We start from the raw sequence: 26,190 nt of genomic DNA, 5'->3' as shown, positions 1-26,190 counted from the left end.
AGGGGCGCGATAACCAAATGGTTCATAAACTTGAAAATCCAGATCCGGATATGAACAAATTACCCACGGCTTTTGATGTAACTCAATTTGAATCAGATCAAGTTCCGAAGCTTTTGTTGTTCCATCTGGATGAGAGTGAACATAAGCTAAGATTTCGCCTTGATCTTCAGCACTTGCCAAATCCTCGGGATGAATTTCAAATTGATCAGATTGTTCGGCAATATTGCGACAAGCGATATATTGCTTATCAACAATCACACCACAGCATTCAAGCGGATAGCATTCATCAGCATGCGCCATGATTGCTTTTTTATGTTTTGCCGTCAGTTTCATAAAACCTCACAATAAGCTTGAAGCCGGGAAACCACCAAATGGCAGCGGTTTATTTTCACCAAATCGCAATCGGCAAGAACGTAAACGTCCTCCGCATCGATCAAGTGCCGGATTATCAGTTGGCTCATCTTTATCAGTGAACATTGCTACACCTGTGTAACCGCATTCCTCACCCCGGTACTTCCCGACCATGCACCAATGACAAAGTGAAGTTATTTGGCGAACTGGGATTTTTAAACCCTCAAAATCGATTGGATTGGACAGCTCGAAAGTCACTTGTTGTGCATTTTCAGATGTCTTTTGCTCGATGTACCAGATTTGCTCTTTTGATTCATTCGATGCAGTTGGGTTACCCACTGTAAAGTTTTCGGCATCAAGATATTTAGCAAGAGTGGTAATGACTTTAAGCTTTGCACCAGCAAAGTCTTTAAACTGCAAACAGTAAGCAGATACAGCATTTTGAATGCCGTTGATATTGTTGGCCATGCTTAAAGTTGGCGCTGAAGCTTTACCATCTGAACGCATTTCAAGCCCAGATACTTCCAAGGCCATTGGCTCAAAAACTTGACCTTGCCAGATAATATTTCGGTTCCATACTTTCTGATCACCAGTGTCAAAAATCTTTCCAATGCTTCCTGAATCTGCACCGATCAATCCTTCAGATCCGATGGATGAGTAAATTTTTTCCCAATCTTGAAAAGCTATATGCCCGTGGAAACGTAAAATGCCAGCTCCAAGTGAGCTGGCATCTAGTTCATACAAATGGATTAATCCATCTACATATAGTTTCTGGAAATCACTATTCAGGGTCATAAGTCACCTCGTCATAGATTGGATTTCCATCTTTGTCTAAGACTGGCACATCATCAAAAACAGGATTTCCTTCACTATCAACTGCTTGAACCCATTCAAAAACTGGCTCACCATTTTCATTAATGACTGGTTGATTTGATAGGATGGGTGTGCCGTTTTGATCAGTCTGAATGTGGGTTACTGGCTTTTTATAGTTCTTGCCATCCACAATTACAGCTTTTCCTTCATCATCAAATAAATCTTCGTATTTAGTGATATAAGTCAGCTGCGGAGCATATTTTACTTGCTGGACCATACGCGGTTGTTTTTCAGTACGTGGAATTTTTCTGACGATTGTCTTCTTGATACTGTTTAAACGAATATCAATCCAGCGCGGCTCACCATTTGCATTGTTCGGAATATCGATTGGTGCATCAAGATTCGCAACAATATCGCCTTCATCATTTAGCTTTTTCTTGAAGGTCTTAATTTCAAGATCACCATTTTCCAATGTCTGATATTCAACTGCACAAATCTTATTGCCATGAGTGTCTGTAGGAATTTCAATCCACCAGCCTTCTTTTGCAAATCCCGATGAACCTTTAATTAAGCAATGACCAATGCCTAATTTCTCAAAAGAGAGGGGTTGCTCAGCAGCTTCATCGTTAGGTTCAATTTTATCTGCAAACAATTTAACAACTGGTGATGCTGACTTAATGAAACCATTTGCATCCACAGTTGTATTTTTTGATGACAAGATTTTACGCCACGGCTGAAACGTATTTACATTCCAGTTTACAGACCTGACATACATATCGGAGTTATGTGTTATGCTTAATTGTGCACAAGCATCAGCTGAATCGTTAATATCTAAATTAATAATTGCCTGAGAATTGTTGTCTGGATAGTCTCCAGCACTTGAAATATTATTACCATTATTTTGCCAATAAAAGGCATTACCACCTCCTCTCAATGTTGATAATTTTTGACTACCTAATAGAATTGACTTTCCAACTCCAAAAGCACCAACTCCCATCACATTCCCAGCAGCAGTACCTACATAACGACTAGCTGCATGTGTCCAGTTCGTAAAGTTTTCATTCATTTTTGCGCCAGTTGAGCGAAATGTGTCGCCGCCTGCGCCAGTCGGAGCTGAACCAAGATTAACAGTTTGAATTGTCATTTTCTTACTCGCATAAAAAAAGCCTCTAAAAAGAGGCTTCAAAGAGATTAAAAATTAAGGGTAAAAGACTTGGGTGAATGTCGTAGAGATTTGCCAAATATCACCACCTAAACAGCGTGGTTGATATTCACCTGTTTTAACTCGAACCTCACCGTCTAATGGCGAATCCCATAGAAACGACTCAGCGCCTTTATGCTGATCGAAGAATGCTTTGATTTGCATAATTTCGGCTTTATAAGCCGTTCTTTGATAAGTCCATTCACCAGATCGGTTATTGATACCTACAGCAATGTTTTGTTCATACCCATCACCAAATTTGCTTGATAACGTATTAAAGCGCTGAGTATTACTATTTCCGTCTAAGTCGCATTCGAAAGTGAATTTAAGGTTGCTCATAAATTGAATCCATAAAAAAACCGACCTCTAAATGGGTCGGTTTAAATATTTAGTTTCATTACATTTTCCAAAGATATGTACAGATAATCAAAGTGATAAGGATCGCAACAAAGCGCCATGCTTTCATTTCAATACCTCAATCAACTTAGAAATTGCTGTCAATATTGGCGCTGCTTGCCAGATCAAAATTCCAATTAAGAATGCAAGGACCATAATGTAAGTCCATACTCTTAATGCTTTACTGTCTGAAAGTTTATTCATTACTTTATCAACCTGTACATTTAGGTTAAAATTCATCTATGTTCTGATCCTCAAGTCTGGTTTGTGGGTTGGAAACAAAAACCCCAAGAGCTGTGAACTCTCGGGGTTTTGTTTTGGAATTAAAAAACCCACTCATTCGAGTGGGTTACTTTGATAATAAACCGCCTTGTCGCTGTTGTTGACTTAAGTACTCATTGACATGCCGACCAATTGCTTCACCCAAACCTATAGGTTTATAAGCTACTGAATTAAGCGCTTGATATTGCTTCTCGCTCAAAACAAGAACCACACCTTCAATATCTACAAGCCAATCATCGAATTGGATAGGGAAAGTTTCCCCATCTCGTTCATAAGTCTTATTTGCCTCTCTTCCACGTTGACCAACATAGGTTACTGTGCCGCCCAGTAAACGTGTTACTTCATCATGATTACCGGTGTATTGGCCTGTTTTCTTAAATTGAATTGCTTTCATATTTCCTCCTTATAAAACAAAACCCCGCCAAGAGCGGGGTTTTTATTTCCTACTTGTTTAATTAGTTTGAACGCAATTTTGATATTTATGAGCTATTCCATCTAATGCTTCAATAACACCAGGTGCACGTGCTCCAGCCCATGTCCCAACCTGCCTAAAACCATTGTTACTTGATGTACCTGTATTTTGTTGAGCTCTCAAAATATTGCTCATTACAAATTGAACTTTATTTTCTTTAAGAGCAATTTTTGCATCATATTTAACAAAATCTGTAATAAGGCCTACTTGCTGCCCCTTTGTTTTTACATTGCCATTTGCAATAAATGTTTTTTCAGTTTCATCTAGAAATTTAAAAACAGACTTCCCTTGATGAACTTGTGTATTATTATTTTCATAATATCTACCCGTATATGCCCCTATGAAACTACCAGCTTGGTCATGTAGAACAATGTCATCATTTTGGAAAGTTTCTGCAGCACATAGTTTCAATTTGGAGAATGATTTACTCGTTGAATTAAAAGAATAATCAATTTTATCAATGTATGTATCCCCCGCTGAGCTAGCACTTATAGTTGATACATTATTTGGCAATTGAATTGGTGCAACTGAACACCCTCCAAGAATTGAAACAAAACCCAATAAAATAATCTTTTTCATGAAATTACCCCTATCTCTAGAGGTAATTTAACAAGTGGTTAATTAACTATCAATCTTAAATATATTAAGAAGAACAATTTACGCAACCACCTACAATAGAGTAGATTTCTTCCGAACCGTTAAAGTTCTAGCTTCAAATAAAAAAAGAAACCTTTCAAAGCTTCTTTTTTAAACCTACCACCCTTGTCGTTTAGACATTCTAAATCTTTTTTCAATCTTTGCATCCACCATTGCCTCATTTTGTTTCTGATACTCTTTTAAGATAACTGTTAACTCCTTACCATCCCATTCAGAGGTAGCATCCACTTTTTCTGATGTTTTATTGATAATGGTAACAGTAGGTTGAGACTTCTCAGTTCTTCCAGAATTAATCGCATCAAATTGTCTATGCTCTCTAACTGTTGCAATTGCATCCGTTTGATTGTTTGATACATAGCCACCGTTCGCATAACCACTTGGTTTGCTTTGACGCATGCTTTCAACAACGCTAACACCACCCCAGCGTTTGATATCTTCTTGCGACCATACGACTTCGCCTTTATGCACAATCCCTGCTGGAGTGTGTTTTAGGCCGTTACCTGTATAACCACCGTCCGCAAAACCTTGATCTTTAATTGCCCGGATGTTTGCAATGATGCTTGCACCTTGAGCAATAGCACTAGCAATCAAAGGAATGTTTGTTGGAAAACCTACCTTTGCTGCCTGAGCAATGCTTTGCTGAATCGCAATACCAGCAGCTGCAATCGCATAAGCTTTATCAGCGGCGAACATGATCTTATATGCTTTAGATTGCTCTCCAAACATTGAACCAAACATTGATGTAAGTGAACCCATCATTTGGCCACCAAATGCAATTTGAGTGTTCAAGCGGTCTTGCTGGTACTTATCTTCAATATCCTGAGCATTCTTTGCATATTCAGCAGCAATCTGATTACGTTGATCTTGAGCAGCTTGAATGATAGCTGTTTTCCGGTTTTCGTAATCCTGCTGACTTATAAGCTGTTGCTCAAATTGTGCGTTTAAAGCCTCAATAGAATTTTGTTTATTTAAATTAACCACACCTTGCTGACTATCAAGTAGATTTGTCGCGGCACTTAGGCGGCTAGATCGTTCTTGATCCTGTCTGAAGAACTCGCTGGTACCATTCATATCAGCCTGAATACCACCCCAGTTTTGAGCAGCTTTTGCTGCACGATCAAGTGCTTCTAATCGTTCTTGATCACGTGATAATGCCAGTCGCTTACGTTTTTCCTCCTCATCTTTTGCTGTTTTAGCAATTTCTTCTCGCTCCAATCGGTAGCGTTCTTGCATTGCCTCAGTTTCTGAAAGCAAGAATAATTTAGCTTGAAACAAACGTTGCTCTTGAGCAAGTTTTAGCAAACCTAATTCTTGTTGCTGCTGTAACTTAAACGAATCAATCGCAATTTTGCGCTGTTCTTCTGTTAATTTACCCTCAGCAACCAGGCGTAATGAATTGGTTTCATATGTGTACTCAAGTTTTTTTTCTTCAGTCCACTCATGGCCATTTACTTCAAAATCAAATTGTTTTTGAGCCAATTGATCTTGCGCATCAAAACGCTCTTTGATTTTTGGGATTAAATTTGATTGACCTAAAATGGTTGCTTTGTTGATTTCCTCCTCACGTTTTTTGCTTCTAGCAACTGTTTCTGAGTCATATGTTGCCTGTAGCTGCTTAACTTCCTCAAGAGTTTTAGCACGTGCCTTATATGCTTCATCTTCAAACTTTGAAAGATCTCCAATTGCTTTGGAGGCTGCATCAGGACTAGCACCTAAAATCTTATTCAGTTGATTAAAGTAAGAGTCTTGTTTGGCTAGATGCTGTGACGCTTTCTCTTTGCCTAGTTTCTTGCCTTCATAATCCCAGCCAATCAAGTTTTTCCCAATGATTTTTTCTAGACTTCTATAGTCTAAATCATCATTAAGCAGAGCATTTTTAGATTTGCTGTAGCTTTTGTTGGTCATAACCTCTTGCAACAAAAACTTTGCTTGCGCATCTAGCGCATCTTGCGTTTGTTGGATCTGTCCTTTCTTATCTAAAACGCCCTGCCCCTGTAAAGTTTGCATTAATTTTGTTGAGCGACCCTTTTGCCAAGATATAAATCCTGTATTGGTATAGCCGTTATTCGCATCTTTATGGCTCCCAAACATTGCCTCATTTCTAAAATCATTCTCTCTACCAACTTGTGCTGTTAATACGCGAGCTTGCTTATCTCCTAAACCAGCATTACGGAAAGCCTGATATACACGAAGCATATTTCTCACTCGCTCATTATTCCCTGCAAGTAGAACAGCTTGTTTGGCAGACTCTTTGGTTTGTTTTTCAACCTCTTTCGTTTGCTTTCTGGTAGACTCAGAAATGCTTTCTTGTAAGTCCTTGACTTCCTTCTGCTTCTTATACCAAGCCTCAAAAATTGCAGCTTCCTGACTAGTTAAACTTCTAGTCATCGGAATTTTATTGTCGGTATAAAACTCTGATGCCGCACGCGCCTTATCAAGACCCTTTTCGCCACCACCAAATGCCTTAGTGTTTTTTATAAGAAAATCATTTTTCAGAATATCTTTGTTGGCGTTGTCTCGTAACTTATTTAACTTTTCTTGAGCAGCGACTTGGTTGTTTAATTCATTTGTTTCTCCTTGTTGAGCAGCAAGTACAGTTTGATGTTGCTTTAGATACTCATTACGCAAGTCATTCTGTTTCTTTAGCTCTGCATTAGCCTGATTCAACGCAATTTTAGACTGATCCGTTTTAGTAGCATGATCCTGTAACCCCTTGATATTTTCAGCAGGAATTTTGGCTGTACTATTGAACTTACTCACAGCATCAGTTGCTGAAATTTGATTTAAAGAATATGCCTGAATTACCTTATTCAACGATTTAACTTGTTCTTCGCTACCACCATTTAACCGAATGAATTCCACTTGTGCTCGTAATGAATCAAGCATTTGTGTTTTCATGTCAGTGAAATTTTGAGTAGCGACTTTTGTTAAGTTTGTTTGAATTGTTAATTGCTTAATTGATTCGGCCGTTACCTCAACATGTTGTCCAGAAGTAGCATTTAAGAGTTTTAGAGCAGTATTACCCTGCTCAATCTTATTTTTTGATTCTGCTACTGCACTAGAGAACTCAATGAGTTTATCAATTTGAGTCTGACTAAAACGACCAGATGAAATCATCTTTTTTAAGAGATCACCTGCATCATTAGCGCCGGTAGCAATAGACTTAATGGCATTTTGATAATCTTCATAATCACTGCCAGATAATTTAAATAATTCCTTTTGGATATAAGCAAAACGTTTGATAGCTCCACTAGCATCATCAATTGCATCATTTTGCTGCTCAATCTCTTTGCGTAACCGCACACCCTCTGTTAATGCTTGCACAGTATTTAACTTTATGTACTTATCTGTTAAATCACTAACCGAGTCAGATTGTGTTGCAAGAGACTCTTTTGCTTCATCCGAACTACTGCTTAGCAAATAGAAAGATGCGGCTGTTGCTGCAATTGCTAAACCCATTGGGCTAAAAATCGCCATAAGCGCTGACTTTGCCAAAGCTAAACGACTTGTAGCAACAGATTGCGCTGTTAAGGCTGCTGATAATCTAGATGAAGCTGCAGACTGTGCTGTTTCCGCAGCAGCAACCTCTAACGCAACTTGAGCTTGTAATCGTCCAAGCTGAGCCATTCGTGTGATGGTAGCCGTGCGACCTTGTTCAGTGATTTGGGCTTTTAAACGAACTTTTTCGAGTTCTATTTCGGCCATGATCTGAGCATGAGTAGCTTTGATGTTCGTTAGTGTCACCTGCGTACTTTGTGCTTCGGCAAGCGCAGATTCCACTTCAGCTTTTGCTGCTGCAATATTTGCATTACGTTCAGCAATTGTGGCAAACACTTGTTTGGTTGACGCAGCAATGCTCGCTTGTACAGCAACCGTTTTTGTTAAAACGGCTTTTGTCATTAAGCCAATACCTATGGCAAATGCACTGTCTGCAATTAAATTCAAATTATTTGCTAATAACTGAATCGATCCTGATAAAGCCTGTGCTGCTCCGCTTCCTTTACCAGCCTCACCTACAAATTTAGTAATTTCATTATTAAGTAAAGTTAAAGATTGACCAATTGTAATGTCAGTTTTAGCAAAAAGAGCATCAACTTCATCTTGGACATTTTTAAGTGCTTTAACGATTTCCTGTGAAGTGATTTTTCCTTCAGCAGCTACTGAACGTAATTCACCTACTGTAATACCCATACCTTTAGCAATTGCCTTTGCTAGTGCTGGGGTTTGCTCCATAACTGAGTTGAGTTCTTCACCACGTAATGTACCGCTTGCCAAAGCCTGCCCGAATTGAACTAAAGCTGCATCTGCGGCTTGTGCACTTGCACCACTAATTGCTACGGCTTTTGAAACTGTCTCAGTTAAGCGAGCAGTATCATCCATAGTAAGGTTTAGTGTTTTGGCATTGTCGCTAAACCGTTGGTAAACCTGTAAAACAGAATCCCAAGCTGAATAGGTTTTTTGTGCAATTCGAAAGGTATCTTCTGTTGCCTTATTTAGCTCGACTTGGTTGTTAGTTACTAACTTGAGGCGGTTCTGAAGACCTGTGTAAGTGTCCATCTTAGAAATGGCGGCACTTACAGTCACCAATCCAGCCATATATCCAGCAAGTTGACGTGTCGCAACAGATAACGCATCCATTGATTTAGTGGCAAAGTCGCCTTTACGCTCAATGCTATCCAGCTCATTGCCTAGATTGCGTGCATTTCGCTCTGCATTTTTAGCATCAATTACAATGACCAAACGGGATTCTTGTGCCATCTTACTTTCCTCTAGGCAATAAAAAACCCGCTTTCGCGGGTTCTTTTACATGAAAAAATTAATTTTCTGGATCAGGATGATATTGACCATCACTTCCCAAAAATAAGACTTTATTTGCAAATCCAACAACATCAGCCCCATAAGAGTTTTGAGCTGTATATTCAATACCAATTTTAAGCAATGCCCCTTCTTGCTTTACAATTGCGCTTCTTGGTTTAAATGAATAGGGGTTTTTTAAACCTATCTTTTCTAAAACTGACACAAAATATAAATTCTGAGAAATGCCCTTTTTTGAAAGGGGTAAATTAATATTTGGATCTAATACTGTTATTACATCAATGTTAGTTTGTCTCCCTTCTCCATCCTTAAGTTGAGCAATGTATTTTGTATCTTTATGAATCAAGTCCTTTAAATTCTTTTTTTTAAGGTTCTCATTTGCCAACTTATAAAGTTTTTTGTTTTCCTCTATTCTTTTTTCAATGATTTCAGAAAACTTTTTTTCAACTTTATTTGCTTGATAATTCTCATTGAAGTTTGTGAACGTTAACGGCGAAGTAATATCTACTTTTTGAAAGTACTCATTTGAACCAAATGAAGATTTTAGAGCGGAAATTAAGTTAGGTGTCTTATCTCCAATTACATAACTCTTCGATTCTTCATCTACTAAAACCACAAGAATTTCTTTATTTTTTGAATCAAATGCAACAAAACTTTTTAAATGCTGTCCAACAAATTTATTTTTATTTTGAAGAAATTCGGCTGTTAGAATTCCATTTATAAGATTATTTTCATTAATACAGCCATCCTTATCAAAATCTGTAGACTTCATTACTCCAAATTTCATTAATTTTGAATCAAATGCTTCTTTAAAATTCGCATCATAGGCAAGTAAATTAAATCCTCTTAGTTTGCACTTCTCATGATAATTAAGTGGTTGTGAAGTGTTCGCTATAGCAAAAACTGGAAAGCAAATTAAACCTAATAAAACTATCTTTCTCATAAAAACCTACTTATAAACTTTTCTTAGTTTCAACAATTAAAGCACCTTAAAGTGCTCTATTTATTTCGATTTGCTTGCTTGCACTGAATGTACCAATTGTTTGCAAATTCAGTTATTGCTTCCGCCTTATACTCTTCTGATCCAAACTTTGGTTCTTTATAGGCTTCCTCGACCATCATCTCCATTAACCTTTTGAAATCCCTGCTTGGTTTGATACTCTCTATCATCTCCATTTGTCTAACCACAGAAACCCCTTCTTGCCTAAAGAGCATGACATTTTCAGCAAGTTTATTCACATCTCTACAGTGTTTATCATTAGTATCGGCTGAGTGAGTTACAAATGATGCTGTGAGTAAAAATGCAAGTGGTAGTAGCTTTTTCATCAGTTACTTCCTTACATACTCTGGAAATTCTTTTAATAAACTATTACAAATCTTATTCTTCCCGTCTTTTTTTACATTTCGGTCAAATTCTTTCATGCCAAACATAAGGACTTTTTTCCCATATTCTTCACCAAGTTCATGCTGAAAACACTTGGCTGAATCTGAGATTAACTCATTGTTATATTCACTATATCCACATTCAAATTGTGCTCTAGTTAATAAGCCGTGGACCGAAACAATCTGCTCACAATAAGTTGGCTCATCTCCATTTTTGGGAGCTAAAGCATGTGAAAATGATGTGGAAAAAACAGCCACTAACATGCTCCCTAAAATTATCTTTTTCATGAATTTCACCGTTTGTTATAAAGTTTACCTAATTTAACAAATGGCTAAAATTAAGTCATTAAAAAAGCATGTGGCCTATTTTTATTTTTGTTCTTTTAGGCGCTCAACAACTTTATCAGCTATTTTTTCAATCATATCATCGGCAATGGTTGTCGACTCTTCAACAGAGTCAAAATGCTTCTTTGTTTCCAAGCCTTTATTCATTAATGTAATCATTGCCGTTTTTTGTTGCGATGCCACGTTTAGTTCGACGATGTTGAGACATTAATTAGGTATTTATAATGAGTTAAGTTCAGGTTGTTTACTGCGCAAGTCACATGCGATTCTGTTGGTAGCTTTTGTCATGTTTTTACCGACTGCTTCCCAATGTTTTGCTGCATTACCAATTGGTCGCGGATCTTCCATTTTTGCAGGCTCAACAGCATGTACTGGGACACGAGGTGCTAATACAAAAGCTGCTAGCAGACCTTCTGTAAAGTACTTCATACCTTTGTTCATTTTTTATCGCCCTTATATTTAATGGGTGTCATAAAACATACAATTTTTATGACAGAAAAACCCTCTTATCATTTGATAACAGGGTCTCTATAGGAACAAGGGTACGCACTAATGACATTTCTGTCAATAAGGAATCTTTACGGGAATGTCAAGAGAATAGGCGTATTATGTAACATCAAGTGCGCTATATCACGTCGCATAGTCTAGATTATGCACCAAAGTTAGTACTTAAGTTTTCGTCGTTCGTTGCGTCGCCTTCTTATGCGCCTCATCCAAAAACATATCGTCGAGCGTAAAGATACAGTCATTGAAGATGTAGCGTTCAACTGGCAAATCATATTGCTCCACATAAGCATTGATTGCTGAGATATCTAACGCCAGAGGAACACCTTGTTCATAGCGTCTAGATCGTGCAATGGTGTTATATGCAGACAGGATGGCATTAGCTACATAAGAATATTCAGGTGCATCAGGAAGCTTTACACCGAGCGCTTCTCTTTGCTTTTTTTCGTGGTCCGTGAGCCCTGCGTACTTGCTCGCGAAGGTGTAGAGGGTTGTGACTTTCCCACAACATCATCTCGATACTGGTTTGCTTCCGCTTGGATCTTTTCAGATTCAGTTCGAATAAAGGACCAGAGAGAAACCCCTAAATCGCCCATGTTAAGCAATTTCGTAGCGTTCTCTGCATTGTATGCAGGTTCGGACTTTAACTGTTCGCCATTAGGACCTTCTTCGACAAATACAACACCCTTCCAGTCTTCAATTAAATGGCATGCAACTGCTTCCAATAGTAATTCATGAAAGAGTTTGTCATCGGGTGAAGCTTTAGCAACATCAAATCCTTTAGCTGTGATTTGGTTATTCGCACGTTCTAAAGCTACTTGATAAGGCTTATATCCAATGCCTCGGATCTTGAACTCAGCAAGTACATTACCTTCTTCATCTTTAAATTCGCGCCACAAACTGACGTCTTTATTTCTTTGAATATTGACTTCAAGAGCCATGTTATATCTCCAAATAAGAAGGCAGCAATAAAGCTGCCAAATCAGTATTAAGGTGTAACTGGCGCAATCACACGAGTAATAACTGGCGATACGCGAATATGGTTGTAGTTGATGTCGACTGTGATGGTGTCTTCTCCACCGCCATCAGGGTGATTAGCTTCAGCCACTTCTAATTGTGGGAACTGGAATGCATAACCATTACCTGCATCATCTTCAATAGAGAATTCTAGCGGCATGGTGTCACGGGTTTTAATGAAGTCGATATATGCTGCCGATTGAGCCGAGAACATGTATTGAGTGTTGACGGTGATATCAACAATCTTCTCGAGATAAGTCGTTGCAGTGAGCTTTTTAGAGCCAATACAACGGATTGCTTCCATGTTGTTGTTAATAGTCAATTCAAGAGACTGCATACAAGCAGTGCCGACCACAGTTTCACCATTAACTTTAAGATCACCAACGTTAAGCGCTGAAACAAGGACTAATTCAGGGACTGGTAAAGGCGAAATAACAGGGTTTGTAGTTGTACGCTCAAACAGAGTGCCCATCAAACCAAATGTAGCTGTGATTTTGCCAGTAGTAGCAATAGACATCGTAGCTTCATTTATGCGTACACCACGATAAATAAAGACTTGGTTTACATCTTCATAAACCTTAACGAAAGTGAAAGTTTTGCGAACATTGCCACCAAAATTTAGGACATCACTGGCCCAATTGTTCATTGCTACTGCTGACCAGAAGTCATCGAAGAGACTAACGGACAATTCAGTCTCGAGGCTCCCCACAACTTCTGCTTCAGTTGCAAAACCACCTTGACGGAATCGCGAATCGACCACACTGTTTGATGATTCAGTGGTGACGTTTTCAGTTAAGCCATCAGTAACTCGGCGTACGGTTTTCCAAACTGGTGTAGTTGGTAATACTTCAGGGGTTTGCTCTTCAGCATAGTAAAGACGGATCTTTGCACCACTCGACATGGCTTTCTCCTTAATTTTCGGGCATTAAAAAGCCCTCGAATTGAGGGCGTTGTTTGGTTGTGTTCTCAGGCATTTAAGGGCTTACCTTGAATACCCCTGCAAAGTTTCAAAATGCTTTCTGCATGAAGGGTTATATGTTTGTGTTCTGGCCTAGTTCGCTCAATATCGATACCAATTAGAATTGCAGCCTGAATGTTTTTCTGCCAATTACCCGTATCTATAACAGGCTCAATTGAGCAAAAAATGTAGCTATCATCACCAATATTAATATCGGCATAATTATCTTCGTCAGTGGATGGACGGCATTCAGCAACAATATATGCGATTTCCATTACTTGGCATCCTTAAAGTCAAGCTGTGGTTGAAGCTGATACTCCAATTCCTTAATTTCAGACTCTAGCGGCTCCTTTTCCCATCTCCACTGCCCCATTGCACTAGCACATCCACTGATTTGTGCTTTTCTGCCTTGGTGATAATTGGTTAGAGAATTATATCTAGCCCATTTTGATTGGAAAACTTGACTGAGTTGATTAGCCATCCACTCAAAGGCATCAATGAATTGCTCTTTAATGGCATCGGCTTTTTCACCGTTGAATCCCATTACAAGGAACATGAAGCCTCGCTCAGTCATCTGGTAAAAACCTGTTTGTCGCTTTGTATTTCCTATCTTCTTGTTTTCTAAGGTAAACGCAAAATTGCGCTCACGAAACTTTGTGGAGCACTTCATATTTTTAATGGAGCGGAGAACGTCTGAATGCCTCTTTCCAAATGCTTGAGCAACTGCATAACTTGTTGTTCTTGGCTCACCGTTATTATTGGTAACCAATGCTCGTAAATTCAATGTTGTCATCATGTTCATAAGAGTTCCTCTTACTAGCTCATGTTCAAAGAAAAGAACTGGCAGGCACACTGAACATGAAAAGCGTGCTTTTCGGGGATCAGCCTAGCCAGTGTTCGCCTGAATTTCAGGCATAAAAAACCCTGCCGCTAAGGACAGGTTCGTTTAAAAGTTAAATTCGTTAATTGACGCGATAATTTATTGAAATGTTGTACTGAATGAAATCCCCATTACTGCCGAGGTTTTGTACTTGACCTTGGAGTATCTCTAGTTGGCCAGTTGTGTAATATTCGAAATGAGCTAACCAAGCATCAGCGAGCTTTGTTATATCAGCCTCATTAGTTTGAGGTCTTGCAAGGCAATTAATTGAAATAACCCCTGTTCTTCTGGTGCAAGGAGTATCACCTACACCAGCAATGATAGAACTGCCCCATAGAATATTTAAGTCACACCAAAGTCCATCTACAGGAATAGTAATCAATGGGCCATTAGGGTATTGAATACGATTTTGCTCAATTCCAGTAAAGGCTATTGCTCTAGTAATAATGGCTTGTCGTGCTTGATCTAAAGTCATTGCCATTTTAACCACCGTATTTCTGAGCAATATAGTTAAAGGTTAAACCGTAAACACCTTGTGGCGCTTGTCTTGAATAGCCACCTGTAGTTTTTGGTGTCTCTGGTTTGTCAGTGAAGTCGCCATATTCGATTTTGGTTGCATAAGGCGCATTCGTTTGGATGTATACAGTAGAGTAAGGAACAAGACGAGATAAAGCACTTGTTCCTTTGCTAATGGTTGAGCCACCGCCTTTATCTTTCTCTGCTTCATTAAATGATTGGTCAGTCTGGTTTATGCTGACTCTGTGTGATGCCCTAAATGCCCCTGTATCAACTGGACTTTGGAGAACAACACCTTGTAATGCATCAATCACAATATCTTTTTGCTTTTTGGTTAGATCGGCTTCAATTGTTTTAGTGAAGGCACTCGGTTTGCTTGTCCAGCCCATTAAAAGTCACCTCAACTTTACCAAACAGTATCTCAAATACTGGTTCATTCCCTACTGTAAACACTCGACCGTTAATGGTGGTTTTATGTCGAATAAGATAGCCTTTGTTAGTATCTGCAAAGAGTACATACTTACATTCTTCGCCATCTAACAGCACCTTCTTTGGGTCATTAGTGGATTTGCGAACCTCAGCGTGATAAACGCCCTCTTGGTTTACAGCCTGACTTATTAAGTTCCCATCATCTAAGTTAATCATTAGACTTTCCTCAATTGAGCAATCCATGTTGCGTCCGCTGGATCTTTTCCGTAACTCACAACACGATAATTCCCGCCTTCAATCACCCAAATGTCGTTAACATCTGGCTCAACTAAAGTACCCGCTGCATCTTTTACTTCATTTTGCAGTAGCACGGCCTTAGAGTCTGTTGCGCGGTAATCTATCGGCTTCACCAAATCTTTAGCCCAACTCCCAAATAGGACGCCTCTGCCACCATAGACGTATTCGGTGTAAGTATCTTCACCAGTGGCGGGATTGGAGCTGACTAATTTTTTCCGGGGACAAGTGAAAGTGTTTACAGCATCTGCTAGCTTTGTACTAAAAGCCTTACCTAATTTAGATTGTATTTTTGTTCTCATAATTAGATCTTCACTAATAGAACTACATTACCAAATCCCTTATCTAACCATGGTTTAAGAATGGATAAGGCTAGGTTTTCACTCGCTATATATGTTTTATGAGTAGCTGAATATGTGTTAGAAACGCTTGTACCCGATTGTGCTGATACTGTCTCGCTCAACACACCAGTTTCAACTTCCGTATAGAGACTTCCATTTACTGCATCAGGTATCAACTCTACTGCTGCCAATAGAATTGCATATTTTAAAGGCTGATTGTTTGTAGAGTCTGGTAATTTAAGATTAGTTAGCCAAACATTGGTAATCATTACCGCGCGAGCTTTTGCACTATCGCTGCTTGCCCAATCGTTACCAAGTTTTGCATCGATATCTGCCACGGTAATGTATTCAATCATGACTTATTCCTGATCTTTTGATTGCTTGTTGTTTTTAGCAGGCGCTTTTGGACCGCTTGCCTGTGCATCGCCAGTATTTTCTGTTGATGGATTCTGATTTTCATTTGTTGCGCCAACTGGAGTGTCATCGCCTTGCAACTCTGCAATTCGTGCTTTCATAGCTGGCACATCATTTTTGAAAGCCATTAATTCTTCTTTTGCAGTCAAAAGCTGTTCTTCTGAGATAACCAGTTTGTTAGCCAATTCATCAAATTGCTCTACAGGGATAAGCGCATCATTAGTGACTTCACTCTCATCAATTGGTAGTGATTCACCTTCAATCAACTCATGTTCCGATGGATTGAATTGATCTACAGAGATAATTACGAACTCGCCTTGTGATTCATGGCTTGGTTTAATTTTTACTGTCTTAGACATTTTATTCTCCAAAAAGAATGGGGCCGAAGCCCCAAGTCATTAACCAAGCAAGATGATTGAATGCTCTGGTTTAACCATTGCACAACCCCAAGCAAGCGATACTTCGTATTGCACTTGGCGGTATTGACGGTAAATGGCGATTTCAAAAGATAAACCGCTAACAGGATCAGTTACGATCATACGGTCATCAGCTGAGTCACCACCTTCTGGAAGTGCAGGAATACGTGTCGCCAATGCAATCGCAGATCGAGCAAACGCCAAGTTGCGAGTTGAAGTGGGCGCTACAGTAATTGCAGTTGCAGCTGCTGGAATTGCTTTACGCAAGCCCGGCTTTGCAAGTGTGATAGTTCCACCATTAGAAACATCAGTATCACCACCAACAACTACATATTGATTAGTGTCACCAGCGAAGGTAATCACATCACCTGCAACGATTGTTCCAGTACCAGCACTTGCAAGTGTGATTGAAGTTGCTCCAATTGCATAACCAGCGGCATTAGTTGTTGCACTAGCACCAGTTCCAGATGCAGGAGTTACCACCTGTGCAGATTCACGGATAGCAAAACCATGCACATCTAAAAGCACACCACGACGTAACAACGAATCGTCATTAGCTTCATTTGCTTTGGTTAATTGCGTAAGAGTTCGCATGTTAGCACCCGCAGTAGTATCAATTACTAACTGCAAATCACCTTTTGGTGCACCGTTATCTTGAAGAGCTTTAAGTGCTAGAGCACTGTCCTTCAAGTTGGTTGCAAAAGGCGTAGTGCCTGCTGTACCGACTGCTCGAGAAGCGCCAATTGCTAAACCTGCAACATCCGCTTCAACTTCATTTGCCAATGTACGCATAGCTTGAGCGAATTGATCGCGAAGAATTGTGTTGTAAGATGCCCCGTTATTATCAAGTGCAAGCTTTTCTTCACCATTCCAACGTACAGGAACACGACGAGCTTTAGTAATGGTCATATCGACCTTGCCAATTACTTGATCGCCATCATTTGGAGGAGTAACACCAGGAGTGATATCTGATGCAGTTGCAGCAGGCGCTACAGGTGAAGTTACTGTTTGACCTTTAGCAGCGCGGTTATATGTCATGTCAGATGAAACTGCTGGAATAAAACCAGTTAATTCACGAGAAACAACATCAAGCGCATTAAAAATAGTGACCGTAAGGCCAGTTAAAGTGTTAGCCATTTATTAGCTCCATTAATCAATTACATTGCCGCCTTTGCGGATATAGTTAGCTTTTTCTGTAGGGCTCATTGCATCGAACTCACTACGTTTAATTGTGTTTTTGCCGCCTGAATTGTTCCCGCCTTGCCCACCTGCACCATTAGGTTTTGGAAAGAAGTAAGGTTTGGATTCCCGAATGTCTTCAATCCACTCTTTTGGTGTAAGTGGATTTTTGCCATCTTTACCAATGATCACGTCGCCATTTGCATCGATCGCTACAGCATTACCGTTTTCATCCAAAGAGAACTTAGATAAAGCGAGTGCTGTGATGTCGTCTGTCGCTTCGGGTAGACCTTGTGCAGCACTAAATGCTTGAGCAATTTGACCTTTGACTACAGACTGCTTAAACTTATTCGCATAAGCTTCCGCTTTGTCAGCTCTCGCCTTTTCCGCATCAAATAACTTTTGATGTTCGGCTTTCAATCGCTCAGTACGTTTTCCGAATACCTCGTCAATCTTGCCCTCAGCAAGCAATTTCGTTTCTTCGTCTTGTCCAGCTTTTTGAAGCAAGCCTTTAACTGCATCAATGTCCAGACCTTCAAATTGGCTTTTAAAATTGGTCAACTCATCAGATAAGGATTTATTCTTACCAAGAAGCTCATTGTTTTTAGCTTTAAGTCCAGAAACATGTTGTTCAACGTATTGGTCTAACTGTGCTTTGATTGCAGGATCTTCAAAATTAATGGTTGTTGAGCCTTGCCCACCAGAACCACCCTCACCCCCATCTGCACCAGCTTGATTTTGTAAAGACATTAATTGGCGTTTTAAAAATTCAGACATCTAAAATCTCCTAGAGATACCGCCTTGCGGATTTAATTGTTTGAGCCTTTGGCTTTGCTTCAGGCAATAAAAAAGCAGCCGAAGCTGCTAAGGTTTGAATTAAGTTGTTTTACATATTTCTATAAATAACTTGCTTTAATGCTTGAGATGCAATCCAAATATCGTTACGACATACAGGGCAATTCAACACATAGATAGTTTCGTTTCTATCGCTCATGACTCGCAACTCATTCTTTTGAAATTCGATAACTGAATAACACTTGCCACATGAGTCTCTATAGGTCTGCAACTCGGGCGGCACACCTCGACTAATTACTTTCATAATCCCAGCCTCTTAAACATTTCTTCATCAAGCTTTTTGAGTTCAGCAAGTGTGAATGGTTGACCAGTTAATGGGTCTACAAACTTATCTAAGGAGTATTTACCTTCCTTGAATAGTTTGTATCTTGTCGGCCCAAGCCAAGACTTTTGAAAAGCTGCATCTTGTTTGTCAAACCAACCTTTGAAAGTTGTATTTGAATCCACTACACCGATTTCGCCTTCACCATTCACTTTATTGTTGAATGGACGCATCCCAATGGTCTTGCCTGAATCATCAGAGACAGGGATTAGGATTGATCTACAGTTGGGGTGAAGTGGTGGCACCGGATGAGGTTCATCTTTCTTGTAAACCTTGTCCGAATATCCCATACAGATTTTAGAAGTGCGGCTATCAAGCGTTGCAATGAACTTTACATACTCAACACCAATGGACTGATATGTTTCATTCAAAGCCACATTGGACACATGACTTCGAGCAGTGCGAACCATGGTAGAAATCTGGTTTCTGCTCTGATCAAGCAAACCGTCTTGATAGTTAAGTGCTTTCTTGCCCTTAATACGCTGAACAATCTGCTGATTAGTCTGCCCTTTTGACAAGCCGTCTCGAATAGTTTGCTCTACCCTCACGCGAGTATCATCAGCAATTCGCGCAAAAATAGAATCTAGTAGCACCCCACCACCTAAAGGCGTTTTCTTTGCCTTGTTGAATAGCGTCTTTCCGTTTGGCTCTGTTTTGCGATTAGCGATAGTTTTAGCCTGATATGTGGCTTCATATACTGCTAAGGCTGTTGCGCTTACTGTGAAGCTCTCAAGTAATCCTGACGCTACACTTGCCTGCCAAGTCTGAACCATCGTCCTGACTTCTTTTAAAGCTGGCGTTGTGTATTGCCCTGCCATTAATGCCGTTTTTTCAGCATCGCTCAAGTCATCCAACAAGTCTCTTAACTTCGAGATCATCTCATTCGAGAGAGAGTCGAATTGCGTTAAGAGATTATTGATTTCAGTTGAAGAAAGTCGGTAAAGATAGGCTTGATGTGATACTAGAGCATCAAGTAGCGCCTGTTGTGACATCTGAGTTGCCATTAGTCACCCCTGCAACATATCCAGTCATTGGACTGTTAGTCATTTCGGTTTCAATGCGCTCAAGCTCTTGGGAATATTCAATATCTGGAATCTTGCCTGTACGAATATAATCCCAATAGGTTTCCATTGAGATTTTATTTCCCAATACAGCCTCATAGAGTTGTTCAGCAAGATCGACATCAAATCCTAGTGAGCCAAAGTCAGGCTTAACATTGAAACGGTAATCTTTGTCACTAAGCCCTAGCCACAGTGCGCCATATTTAATGACCTGTTCAATTGCTTCAGCGGCTGTAATAACCATGCCATACAATGTCGAATACTGGTCATCTTGACGAGCTTTGCGCGCTTCCCCTGACTCAGCCCCACCGATGTCCATTACACGAGCACCAGCCTCTAAAGCTGCGTTCTTTTGGTCACGCATTGCAGTGCGTTTAGCCTCAATGCCCACCCCTTGGATTTCGAGATAACCACATTGCCCACCTTGCGGTAATTGCCATGCAGCCATTGGACCCGTCACACGCAAAGGCTTATCTTCATCAACACCTGAAACCCAAGGTTGAGGATGACTAGTTAAATGCAACTCTTGGAAATATTCAGCACTTAACTGGTAATACTTAATAGCCGCCTTAGCCATTGTCATTAAAGGCATTTCGTCAATTGAAGGCGTATTATTCATACTGCCAACATAAACAACAGGAATAAACGAAAGTGTCTTATTACCTAAGCCCGGATATGTTTCTTCACTGACTGTATTATCATCAGTAAATAATCTTGATCTGTATTTGCCGTCAATAATATCAAGGGCTCGGTAGTAGCATTCTTTATTGTGAGCAAATTCATCTTCAGAATTATCGTGAGCTTCTTTAAATACTGAAAGCGTCAAGTCTGTTCGCCCTGCAACAGTCTTTTCTTTCCAGTTAATGCCGTCTTTTGCCCAATACAAAGCAATATATGGCTTTCCTGTGTCATCAAAATCAAGCATTAAAGCACATCGTGCATAAGATAGCTGTGCTTCAACTACTCTCAAGAATAATTGCTTTAACCCAAAACCATCTGTAGTTGCCTGCTCAATTAATGGCTTTAGACGAGAATCAACAATATTAATATCTGGTTCAAGTTTTGATACCAAACCAATCATGGCTCTTTTAGAGTCACGTACCCATTCAGGATATTCTGCACGTTGCTTGAATGCCTCATATATGCATTTATTTTTTGGATCTACCTCTTCGGCCATTATCATGCCTTGGGACTTTGGTAAAAGCTTTTCACCCTGCTCTTTTACACAACGTTCCCCACCCAAGGCATAATCCATAAATTCCCAATCCGGCATTGCCTTTGCATAATCCGGATGAACAGTACTAACTGTCATAATTCACCTACAGTAGTCCAAAAATTGAAGTTTCTCCCACTGTCTTTTTGTTTAATGGGAACATATAAGCAACTGGATAAGTGCCAGCGTCATTAAGATGGTCAAACCCTGCTTTCTTGTCTGGCTGACCGTGATCATCGTAGATTTGTCGTTCAAGACTTCTTGCAAACTCTGGACACTGCTTGAGATTCACATATAAGCGTCTCTCACCCATTGTGTTGCATAACCGTCCATTCATTGAGTTGATACGATCTTTCACGGCAGGGGTTCTACTATTAACTTGAACCTTGAACCCAGCTTTCTTAAGTAGTGCAATATCAGTTTCACTAGCATTACTTGATTTGCGGTTATCACCAGAAGCATCTGGATAAACGATAATTTCGTGGTCCTGATATTTAGCTTTAATTGCTTCAATCATCGCTGGTGTGTCGAATAGGCCCTTAAACTCACCTACTGCATAAAGCTCTTCACCATCTCGAACATAGACAACTGCCGCCATTTTCTGCACGTTAAAGTCCATGCCGACATGAAGAACATCACCTTCTTTTACAATCCTTTCTGTGCAGTTAAAGGTGCGCTCAAAGCAGTAATAAATAACACCTTGATAAGTCTCAAAACTTGCTTCGTATTCTTGCCGAAAAGTCTTTGAGTCCATCTTGCGACGAGCTACATCAATTTCGCTTTCTGGGATGTTACCGCCTTGTAATGATGTATAAATCCAGCTTTTATGGTCAGGCTCTCGACCATCTTGTCCATCCATCCATGTGTCATAGCAGTGGTTGTAACCTTTTGGCGTCCCAATTCTCAGAACATTACCACCTACTCGCTGCACACCATTTACGATGTATTTACAAGTAGAAAGCATTGGACGAAGTACTTCTTCCCAAGCAGCCCATTTACAATCGGCCCATTCATCAATGATTAGGAAAAATAAGCCAGAACCACGAAGGTCATCATAGTTGTCCAAGCCCACAACACGAATTACATGACCACTTTTTAAAGTGATAGTACATTCAGTTTCGTTAGGTTTACCAAAGCGCCAAGAAGGCGGAATAGCCTGTTTTAACCTTTTCCAGAATACGCGCTTAGCCTGCTTAAAGGTTGGTGCTGCATACCAGATTTCATCCTCTACAGAAACATTCCACTTCTGAGCCAATCTTGCAGCCCGGCGCATCTCTGCTTTTGCTAGGAATGTTTTACCAAAACGCCGACCACATACCGCATCTCTAAACCGCGCCTCAGGTTGCCAGCCCCAAACATAGATATTCGCCTGTTTTGGTGTAAGTTCTACTGCACCTTCAGGACTAAAGGATAGGTTCATTCGGCAAGCCCTCGTCTGGTTTTAGATCAAGGCGGTAATCTTCTTCAGGTGGTTTCTCTTTAGGTGGATTTACCCGACGTTTAATTTCTTCAAGTTCGAGCTTTTTAATTTCAAGTTCAATTTGTGCTTTTTCAGACAAGCCACTTGGACCAGCACTTTTACCCGACTGAAGCAAACCCTGTGCTTGCTTAAGCACATTTTGGCGCATGACTTTATTTTTACCCCAATCGTCATACATCTTTTGCAGTTCTTTAAAATGAAATGCTTTATTAGCAATCGGTATATCTTCGATATTTTTTTTAAAATCTTCACGGGTTCTGTAAAACAAGTCCTTTAGCTTTTGGCTCATTTTCTCGCCAGTTGGTTTGGTTGGATCGTAATTTGCGCACTGCATTCTTTCGATCTCAACCTTGAAAGTATTCTTTACAGCGTCAGCGACTTGTTGAGGTGTTTCAAAACAAGCAAGACTTTGAACTATAAAGATTTTCATAGGTTCAGTGAGTTTTGCCATAACCACCCCTTTGTATAGCTACGTAAAGACTTCTCCTACGCAAGTTTTAATAAACATGTACCACATGCATGAGCAATGTTGGCTCTAGATATAGTTGGACCTTCATTCGCTAGATTAACCATTTTTTGGACTTCTTCAGATGCGCCATAACGTTGAACAACACCATGGAACTCTTCGACATCATGTCCACGTAAATACAATCTAGGCTCACCTACAGATGTATATTCAAACTCGCCAGAATCTTTATTTTTCTTATGTCCTATGTGATAAAGCTCGTGCTCAACCAAGGCACAAAAGTCAGTATCACTCATTACCTGACAAATACGGGCATCTAATGTAATTATGTATTTAGGAACATCACCAAACCAATTAATTAATTGCAGTTCCTGGCGCTGTTTACGCCATCCTCCTACATTGATCATCACTTTCTCGGTTTGACCATATACCCGTTTATCTTTCGCCTCACATTTAGCATAGGCCCATAAGAATGAAATCTCAGGAGGTTGAAAGCTTAGAAGGTGTTCATGATCTGGATTGTGAAGTTTTCCCCACTCACAAAGAAAGGTTTCTTCTATCCATGGCCATAAATCGTTATTAGCGGGTTCAAAATGCAGCAGACCACCACTATCAATTAAGTCTTCATCATCTGCATAAGGACTATCTTGTTCAGGCGGATAAGGTCTTTTCATAAATCTCACCCATTAAAAAACCGCCTTTCGGCGGCTCTTGATGATTAGTAAATATCTTTATAACTCACACTGCCCTGCCCATAGGAGGCAATATTTGTCATTTCTACTGCACTAAGTTTTTTGTTCTTAAGGCTGATAGTAATTCGTGCACCTTTGCTGGCAGCATAAGAAGCAATATTGGTTAGGTCTGCGACTGTGTGTTTAGCAGCATCCAATTCTAAACCACCACCATATGAGGCAATATTTACAAGTTCTTGTTGAGTATACATTTAGAATCTCTAATTATTAGGAATCATTATACTAGCCCAATACAACAGCTCACTCCAACACATACTTAAGATCATCAGGCGTTTCCAAATAACACCCGTTTTTATTACAGAAAGCATGAATGTCATTAAGGTATTCAGTGAATTGAGCTGTACTTGCGTCTGTCGTGCTCATTAGCTCGCATAGTCCATTTGCAACATCTTGATAAAGAGGATGCTTAGAATCCTTTAATTCTCTTACAGCCTTGAATGTTTTTTTGTATTGGCCAACGTCATCACGATCATAGATTTTTGCTAGGAAGTTCTTCTTGAAGAACAGATGCTCATAGTCTTTATCTGTACCTTGACGTTTAGCCCACTGATTAAGCCACATCCAGTACAAACGGTTTTGAGCTTTTGAACGATCTTTCTCTTGTGGTGCAATCAATACGACTAATGGCTTCCCTTCACTCGCTGCCTTTGCATGATTAGTATTGAGATACCCAATTACATAGTTGATGTCAGAATGTTTTTTGATGACGAATCTAGGTTCCATTTTGACCTCGCAATAAAAAACCACCCGAGGGTGGCTTGATTTAGAATTAATCTAGATACCTTTTAAATGCTAGATGCATTTCTTTAATAAACTGATTTGTGTCGAGAAAATAGTTTGGATAAGCTTTTTTAATAGATTTCATGTCACCAACAGAAACTAATACAACATCTACTTCCGCTTCTCTCTTTTCTTGTTTCTCCATCAAGGCATAAACAGATCTAGCTAATTCCTCTTGTGCCTTAGTGAATGGCATTACGTTCACCATCCAGCCACCTTCTTCTTTTTTCAAAATCAAAAGATGATACGCATGCTGGCTTTTTGAGGTTGACTCAATATGCTTTGCAGATATCTGAAGCCCCTTAAGTTTTGTGAATATTTGAAGCCTAGTCTCTAGTTCTTTGGCTTGTGCTGCCAATTCTTGAGGTGTTGATGTGGCATATTCAGCAATTACAGGAGTGCCTTCTTTAATTGAAAAAAGCGCACTACTCAGCTTTAGAAACTTTTTAATATCCTCACTGCCAAAACCTGATTTAATTGATGCATTTTCAATTACACCTAAAGTTTCTACCGCTGTTGCCCAAGAATGCTGTAATGCCGTTCTGATCTGAAGTTCTATCTTCAAGCCATCTAAACCAGAATGATCTCGGCTTTTATATGTGAATACTTGATGTATGCTTCTATACCCATCATTTTTTGGGCTTTCAATATAATCATGACAAGGAATAACTGGGACGTGGTTAAACCTATTGTTTTGACTCAAAAGCTCTGCATGCAGGCGTCGAACATCCTGTATAGTTGGTAAAATTACTCTGACGCCGCCTATATCTTGCATTCTTGCCAAATTCATTTTTGGGTTTCTTTGCAACTTAGATATGATTGAAGGCATTCGCTTTAATCTTTGAGCTACAGTGAAATCCCTAAACTTCAGTTGAGAGCATTTACTTCTAAGATTTTTTTGAAATACATCAATAGGGTAAGAGTGAAGCGCTCTCCATTTATTTAAAACATCATATGCTTCTGACTGCTCTGCTTGAGTTGCAGACTCGCTTATTAGTGTTGCGCCAGCTCTTCTTAGAACATTTGTACCAGGCACAACTAACTGTGTTTCTGTGACCATAGTAAACCCCTTTTGTGTATTTGAAGTTTACCATGGTTTAAAAATGGCGTTTTAATTTTTTTATAAATATATGTAAACATTTCGTTTTTACATAAATTCATTATCAGAATTTGTATCTATTTTTAACATCCGCTCTGTTTTTTCTAGCCAACCATCAAATAGAGCTTCTGATTCTTGTCTCGTGCCTAATTGGTATGTGTCGAATAGGAAATGACACTTATGACAGAGAGGCACTGTAAACGCATCTGAGGCTTTTATTCCTCTACCCTTGCCATGCTTGCCAGAATTAGAATGTGCCGCTTGTGAGTGAGGATAGCCGCATCTAACGCATGGTAATTTTCTTATTGCAGCCAGTCGCTTTGCATCACGCATTTTTAAGGTTCTGTTTGATGTTAGCAATCTGCACATCAATATCTCTAATTCGACGTTTACAGTCTTGCTTGAACTGATGTGTCGCATTGAGATGATTCAGATTTTCAAGATTAAACCGATCTTTGTAGAGTAAATCTAAATTCTTCTTCGCTTCGATTGTGTCCAT

At 39.6% G+C, this 26,190-nt stretch carries 34 protein-coding genes; all 34 read right to left on the bottom strand.

The genetic code is table 11. The annotated features are described in order from the left end of the window. On the bottom strand, window positions 1–333 hold a 333-nt coding region (locus J671_RS21430; RefSeq protein ID WP_212752946.1), incomplete at its 3' end, for a C40 family peptidase. A 6-nt stretch (window positions 334–339) separates the two neighbouring features. Then, window positions 340–1,146, bottom strand: coding sequence for a phage minor tail protein L (locus J671_RS21425; RefSeq protein WP_031955723.1), 807 nt, complete (start codon window positions 1,144–1,146; stop codon window positions 340–342). Next, window positions 1,133–2,308, bottom strand: a complete 1,176-nt coding sequence (locus tag J671_RS21420) for a pyocin knob domain-containing protein (RefSeq protein ID WP_031983376.1) — start codon at window positions 2,306–2,308, stop codon at window positions 1,133–1,135. Before J671_RS21420 ends, J671_RS21425 begins: the two co-directional genes overlap by 14 nt. Window positions 2,309–2,362: 54 nt before the next feature. Next, window positions 2,363–2,704 carry a phage tail protein gene (locus J671_RS21415; RefSeq protein WP_031983375.1) on the bottom strand — a complete coding sequence of 114 codons (342 nt, stop codon included), beginning with the start codon at window positions 2,702–2,704 and terminating at the stop codon, window positions 2,363–2,365. 123 nt (window positions 2,705–2,827) lie between these two features. Then, entirely contained in the window at window positions 2,828–3,001 is a 174-nt protein-coding gene (locus J671_RS26000; RefSeq protein WP_002051595.1) for a hypothetical protein, read from the bottom strand. A gap of 109 nt (window positions 3,002–3,110) precedes the next feature. Further along, window positions 3,111–3,437 (bottom strand): hypothetical protein, encoded by a 327-nt coding sequence (locus J671_RS21410; RefSeq protein ID WP_031983373.1) that lies wholly within the window; start codon window positions 3,435–3,437, stop codon window positions 3,111–3,113. 57 nt (window positions 3,438–3,494) lie between these two features. Continuing rightward, window positions 3,495–4,094, bottom strand: coding sequence for a hypothetical protein (locus tag J671_RS21405; protein WP_031983371.1), 600 nt, complete (start codon window positions 4,092–4,094; stop codon window positions 3,495–3,497). A gap of 174 nt (window positions 4,095–4,268) precedes the next feature. Continuing rightward, window positions 4,269–8,930, bottom strand: a complete 4,662-nt coding sequence (locus J671_RS21400; protein ID WP_228132362.1) for a tape measure protein — start codon at window positions 8,928–8,930, stop codon at window positions 4,269–4,271. A 58-nt stretch (window positions 8,931–8,988) separates the two neighbouring features. Beyond that, window positions 8,989–9,930, bottom strand: coding sequence for a hypothetical protein (locus J671_RS21395; RefSeq protein ID WP_031983369.1), 942 nt, complete (start codon window positions 9,928–9,930; stop codon window positions 8,989–8,991). 56 nt (window positions 9,931–9,986) lie between these two features. Next, a complete protein-coding gene (locus J671_RS21390) occupies window positions 9,987–10,313 on the bottom strand; it encodes a hypothetical protein (RefSeq protein WP_009499920.1) in 327 nt (108 codons plus the stop codon). Between the two features lie 3 nt (window positions 10,314–10,316). Beyond that, window positions 10,317–10,658 (bottom strand): hypothetical protein, encoded by a 342-nt coding sequence (locus J671_RS21385; protein WP_000720515.1) that lies wholly within the window; start codon window positions 10,656–10,658, stop codon window positions 10,317–10,319. Window positions 10,659–10,739: 81 nt separating this feature from the next. Next, window positions 10,740–10,898 (bottom strand): hypothetical protein, encoded by a 159-nt coding sequence (locus tag J671_RS25850; protein WP_155765203.1) that lies wholly within the window; start codon window positions 10,896–10,898, stop codon window positions 10,740–10,742. 36 nt (window positions 10,899–10,934) lie between these two features. Continuing rightward, complete coding sequence (locus tag J671_RS21380) at window positions 10,935–11,144, bottom strand: hypothetical protein (protein ID WP_228128884.1); 210 nt, start codon at window positions 11,142–11,144, stop codon at window positions 10,935–10,937. Window positions 11,145–11,635: 491 nt separating this feature from the next. Beyond that, window positions 11,636–12,160: a hypothetical protein gene (locus J671_RS21375; protein ID WP_031983368.1), complete on the bottom strand. Its 525-nt coding sequence runs from the start codon at window positions 12,158–12,160 to the stop codon at window positions 11,636–11,638. 47 nt (window positions 12,161–12,207) lie between these two features. Further along, entirely contained in the window at window positions 12,208–13,137 is a 930-nt protein-coding gene (locus tag J671_RS21370) for a phage tail tube protein (RefSeq protein WP_031983366.1), read from the bottom strand. A 65-nt stretch (window positions 13,138–13,202) separates the two neighbouring features. Continuing rightward, entirely contained in the window at window positions 13,203–13,469 is a 267-nt protein-coding gene (locus J671_RS21365; RefSeq protein ID WP_031983364.1) for a hypothetical protein, read from the bottom strand. After that, window positions 13,469–13,996, bottom strand: a complete 528-nt coding sequence (locus tag J671_RS21360) for a Rha family transcriptional regulator (protein WP_031983363.1) — start codon at window positions 13,994–13,996, stop codon at window positions 13,469–13,471. The genes J671_RS21365 and J671_RS21360 overlap by 1 nt, the downstream gene beginning before the upstream one ends. Window positions 13,997–14,156: 160 nt before the next feature. Further along, the gene (locus J671_RS21355; protein WP_031983362.1) at window positions 14,157–14,555 is read right to left on the bottom strand and encodes a hypothetical protein; all 399 of its coding nucleotides are present in this window, start codon (window positions 14,553–14,555) and stop codon (window positions 14,157–14,159) included. Window position 14,556: 1 nt separating this feature from the next. Further along, complete coding sequence (locus tag J671_RS21350) at window positions 14,557–14,979, bottom strand: hypothetical protein (protein WP_002052492.1); 423 nt, start codon at window positions 14,977–14,979, stop codon at window positions 14,557–14,559. Continuing rightward, window positions 14,945–15,235, bottom strand: coding sequence for a hypothetical protein (locus J671_RS0104995; protein ID WP_031983361.1), 291 nt, complete (start codon window positions 15,233–15,235; stop codon window positions 14,945–14,947). Before J671_RS0104995 ends, J671_RS21350 begins: the two co-directional genes overlap by 35 nt. Then, complete coding sequence (locus tag J671_RS0104990) at window positions 15,235–15,615, bottom strand: hypothetical protein (protein WP_031983359.1); 381 nt, start codon at window positions 15,613–15,615, stop codon at window positions 15,235–15,237. Before J671_RS0104990 ends, J671_RS0104995 begins: the two co-directional genes overlap by 1 nt. Window positions 15,616–15,617: 2 nt before the next feature. Next, window positions 15,618–16,010 carry a hypothetical protein gene (locus J671_RS21345; RefSeq protein WP_031983357.1) on the bottom strand — a complete coding sequence of 131 codons (393 nt, stop codon included), beginning with the start codon at window positions 16,008–16,010 and terminating at the stop codon, window positions 15,618–15,620. A gap of 3 nt (window positions 16,011–16,013) precedes the next feature. Beyond that, a complete protein-coding gene (locus tag J671_RS21340) occupies window positions 16,014–16,427 on the bottom strand; it encodes a hypothetical protein (protein ID WP_031983355.1) in 414 nt (137 codons plus the stop codon). A 39-nt stretch (window positions 16,428–16,466) separates the two neighbouring features. Beyond that, window positions 16,467–17,621 carry a coat protein gene (locus J671_RS21335; RefSeq protein ID WP_031983354.1) on the bottom strand — a complete coding sequence of 385 codons (1,155 nt, stop codon included), beginning with the start codon at window positions 17,619–17,621 and terminating at the stop codon, window positions 16,467–16,469. Window positions 17,622–17,633: 12 nt separating this feature from the next. Beyond that, window positions 17,634–18,440, bottom strand: a complete 807-nt coding sequence (locus J671_RS21330; protein ID WP_050675063.1) for a hypothetical protein — start codon at window positions 18,438–18,440, stop codon at window positions 17,634–17,636. A 318-nt stretch (window positions 18,441–18,758) separates the two neighbouring features. Further along, on the bottom strand, window positions 18,759–19,844 hold the full coding sequence (locus tag J671_RS21325; RefSeq protein WP_031983352.1) for a minor capsid protein: 1,086 nt from the start codon (window positions 19,842–19,844) through the stop codon (window positions 18,759–18,761). Beyond that, window positions 19,810–21,213: a DUF4055 domain-containing protein gene (locus J671_RS21320; protein ID WP_031983351.1), complete on the bottom strand. Its 1,404-nt coding sequence runs from the start codon at window positions 21,211–21,213 to the stop codon at window positions 19,810–19,812. Before J671_RS21320 ends, J671_RS21325 begins: the two co-directional genes overlap by 35 nt. 7 nt (window positions 21,214–21,220) lie before the next feature. Next, window positions 21,221–22,534 carry a terminase gene (locus tag J671_RS21315; RefSeq protein ID WP_031983350.1) on the bottom strand — a complete coding sequence of 438 codons (1,314 nt, stop codon included), beginning with the start codon at window positions 22,532–22,534 and terminating at the stop codon, window positions 21,221–21,223. Further along, a complete protein-coding gene (locus J671_RS21310) occupies window positions 22,518–23,045 on the bottom strand; it encodes a DUF2280 domain-containing protein (protein ID WP_031983348.1) in 528 nt (175 codons plus the stop codon). The genes J671_RS21315 and J671_RS21310 overlap by 17 nt, the downstream gene beginning before the upstream one ends. Window positions 23,046–23,080: 35 nt before the next feature. Then, window positions 23,081–23,734, bottom strand: coding sequence for a putative metallopeptidase (locus tag J671_RS21305; protein WP_031983347.1), 654 nt, complete (start codon window positions 23,732–23,734; stop codon window positions 23,081–23,083). A 44-nt stretch (window positions 23,735–23,778) separates the two neighbouring features. After that, complete coding sequence (locus J671_RS21300; RefSeq protein ID WP_031983346.1) at window positions 23,779–24,003, bottom strand: hypothetical protein; 225 nt, start codon at window positions 24,001–24,003, stop codon at window positions 23,779–23,781. 49 nt (window positions 24,004–24,052) lie between these two features. Beyond that, window positions 24,053–24,535 carry a hypothetical protein gene (locus tag J671_RS21295; RefSeq protein WP_031983345.1) on the bottom strand — a complete coding sequence of 161 codons (483 nt, stop codon included), beginning with the start codon at window positions 24,533–24,535 and terminating at the stop codon, window positions 24,053–24,055. A 46-nt stretch (window positions 24,536–24,581) separates the two neighbouring features. Beyond that, on the bottom strand, window positions 24,582–25,652 hold the full coding sequence (locus J671_RS21290; RefSeq protein WP_031983344.1) for a RelA/SpoT domain-containing protein: 1,071 nt from the start codon (window positions 25,650–25,652) through the stop codon (window positions 24,582–24,584). A gap of 87 nt (window positions 25,653–25,739) precedes the next feature. Beyond that, window positions 25,740–26,024 (bottom strand): hypothetical protein, encoded by a 285-nt coding sequence (locus J671_RS26200; protein ID WP_031983342.1) that lies wholly within the window; start codon window positions 26,022–26,024, stop codon window positions 25,740–25,742. Window positions 26,025–26,190 lie beyond the last annotated feature (166 nt).

Source organism: Acinetobacter sp. 1130196, from assembly GCF_000588095.1.
Lineage (GTDB): Bacteria > Pseudomonadota > Gammaproteobacteria > Pseudomonadales > Moraxellaceae > Acinetobacter > Acinetobacter nosocomialis.
The sequence above is the reverse complement of the archived record's forward strand: the minus strand, read 5'-3'. Positions and strand labels throughout refer to the sequence as shown.

Bases quoted from the DNA above. Each gene is read 5' to 3' on its own strand.
- J671_RS21325 (WP_031983352.1), bottom strand. From the start codon at position 19,844: ATGGCAACTCAGATGTCACAACAGGCGCTACTTGATGCTCTAGTATCA.
- J671_RS21315 (WP_031983350.1), bottom strand. From the start codon at position 22,534: ATGAACCTATCCTTTAGTCCTGAAGGTGCAGTAGAACTTACACCAAAA.
- J671_RS21355 (WP_031983362.1), bottom strand. From the start codon at position 14,555: ATGGCAATGACTTTAGATCAAGCACGACAAGCCATTATTACTAGAGCA.
- J671_RS21380 (WP_228128884.1), bottom strand. From the start codon at position 11,144: ATGAAGTACTTTACAGAAGGTCTGCTAGCAGCTTTTGTATTAGCACCT.
- J671_RS21345 (WP_031983357.1), bottom strand. From the start codon at position 16,010: ATGATTGAATACATTACCGTGGCAGATATCGATGCAAAACTTGGTAAC.
- J671_RS21335 (WP_031983354.1), bottom strand. From the start codon at position 17,621: ATGGCTAACACTTTAACTGGCCTTACGGTCACTATTTTTAATGCGCTT.
- J671_RS21300 (WP_031983346.1), bottom strand. From the start codon at position 24,003: ATGTATACTCAACAAGAACTTGTAAATATTGCCTCATATGGTGGTGGT.
- J671_RS21425 (WP_031955723.1), bottom strand. From the start codon at position 1,146: ATGACCCTGAATAGTGATTTCCAGAAACTATATGTAGATGGATTAATC.
- J671_RS21395 (WP_031983369.1), bottom strand. From the start codon at position 9,930: ATGAGAAAGATAGTTTTATTAGGTTTAATTTGCTTTCCAGTTTTTGCT.
- J671_RS21400 (WP_228132362.1), bottom strand. From the start codon at position 8,930: ATGGCACAAGAATCCCGTTTGGTCATTGTAATTGATGCTAAAAATGCA.
- J671_RS21390 (WP_009499920.1), bottom strand. From the start codon at position 10,313: ATGAAAAAGCTACTACCACTTGCATTTTTACTCACAGCATCATTTGTA.
- J671_RS21360 (WP_031983363.1), bottom strand. From the start codon at position 13,996: ATGAACATGATGACAACATTGAATTTACGAGCATTGGTTACCAATAAT.
- J671_RS21385 (WP_000720515.1), bottom strand. From the start codon at position 10,658: ATGAAAAAGATAATTTTAGGGAGCATGTTAGTGGCTGTTTTTTCCACA.
- J671_RS21405 (WP_031983371.1), bottom strand. From the start codon at position 4,094: ATGAAAAAGATTATTTTATTGGGTTTTGTTTCAATTCTTGGAGGGTGT.
- J671_RS0104995 (WP_031983361.1), bottom strand. From the start codon at position 15,235: ATGATTAACTTAGATGATGGGAACTTAATAAGTCAGGCTGTAAACCAA.
- J671_RS21330 (WP_050675063.1), bottom strand. From the start codon at position 18,440: ATGTCTGAATTTTTAAAACGCCAATTAATGTCTTTACAAAATCAAGCT.
- J671_RS26200 (WP_031983342.1), bottom strand. From the start codon at position 26,024: ATGCGTGATGCAAAGCGACTGGCTGCAATAAGAAAATTACCATGCGTT.
- J671_RS26000 (WP_002051595.1), bottom strand. From the start codon at position 3,001: ATGAATTTTAACCTAAATGTACAGGTTGATAAAGTAATGAATAAACTT.
- J671_RS21410 (WP_031983373.1), bottom strand. From the start codon at position 3,437: ATGAAAGCAATTCAATTTAAGAAAACAGGCCAATACACCGGTAATCAT.
- J671_RS21420 (WP_031983376.1), bottom strand. From the start codon at position 2,308: ATGACAATTCAAACTGTTAATCTTGGTTCAGCTCCGACTGGCGCAGGC.
- J671_RS21350 (WP_002052492.1), bottom strand. From the start codon at position 14,979: ATGGGCTGGACAAGCAAACCGAGTGCCTTCACTAAAACAATTGAAGCC.
- J671_RS21320 (WP_031983351.1), bottom strand. From the start codon at position 21,213: ATGACAGTTAGTACTGTTCATCCGGATTATGCAAAGGCAATGCCGGAT.
- J671_RS21375 (WP_031983368.1), bottom strand. From the start codon at position 12,160: ATGGCTCTTGAAGTCAATATTCAAAGAAATAAAGACGTCAGTTTGTGG.
- J671_RS21295 (WP_031983345.1), bottom strand. From the start codon at position 24,535: ATGGAACCTAGATTCGTCATCAAAAAACATTCTGACATCAACTATGTA.
- J671_RS21415 (WP_031983375.1), bottom strand. From the start codon at position 2,704: ATGAGCAACCTTAAATTCACTTTCGAATGCGACTTAGACGGAAATAGT.
- J671_RS21290 (WP_031983344.1), bottom strand. From the start codon at position 25,652: ATGGTCACAGAAACACAGTTAGTTGTGCCTGGTACAAATGTTCTAAGA.
- J671_RS21305 (WP_031983347.1), bottom strand. From the start codon at position 23,734: ATGAAAAGACCTTATCCGCCTGAACAAGATAGTCCTTATGCAGATGAT.
- J671_RS21310 (WP_031983348.1), bottom strand. From the start codon at position 23,045: ATGGCAAAACTCACTGAACCTATGAAAATCTTTATAGTTCAAAGTCTT.
- J671_RS0104990 (WP_031983359.1), bottom strand. From the start codon at position 15,615: ATGAGAACAAAAATACAATCTAAATTAGGTAAGGCTTTTAGTACAAAG.
- J671_RS21340 (WP_031983355.1), bottom strand. From the start codon at position 16,427: ATGTCTAAGACAGTAAAAATTAAACCAAGCCATGAATCACAAGGCGAG.
- J671_RS21370 (WP_031983366.1), bottom strand. From the start codon at position 13,137: ATGTCGAGTGGTGCAAAGATCCGTCTTTACTATGCTGAAGAGCAAACC.
- J671_RS21365 (WP_031983364.1), bottom strand. From the start codon at position 13,469: ATGGAAATCGCATATATTGTTGCTGAATGCCGTCCATCCACTGACGAA.